1 protein-coding gene is annotated in these 262 nt (G+C 38.2%); it reads right to left on the bottom strand.

Going from position 1 to position 262, the window contains the following annotated elements:
- On the bottom strand, window positions 1-262 hold a 262-nt coding region (locus AC0IXA_RS27650; RefSeq protein WP_471814940.1), incomplete at both ends, for an MFS transporter.

Below are 262 nucleotides of genomic sequence, written 5' to 3'. Positions count from 1 at the left end.
AACTAATACCGACTAGCCCTACAGTTCCGAAAAACAGAATACCTACAATCCCATTTATTGCTGTCGTAGACTGTGTCGTCGCACTTGCAACGAATCCACTTTCCTGTAAAATAACTCCTACCAAGAATGTGGCTAAAGCTGTAGTACTCTTGCGTGTAAACGTCATAATACCTGCAAATATTCCTTCTCTTCTTTTACGAGTGACCATTTCATCTACATCAGGAATGAAAGTGTAAATATTCCATGGTATATAATATAATCC

It is taken from the genome of Pseudomonas sp. AC083, from assembly GCF_979253165.1.
The sequence above is the reverse complement of the archived record's forward strand: the minus strand, read 5'-3'. Positions and strand labels throughout refer to the sequence as shown.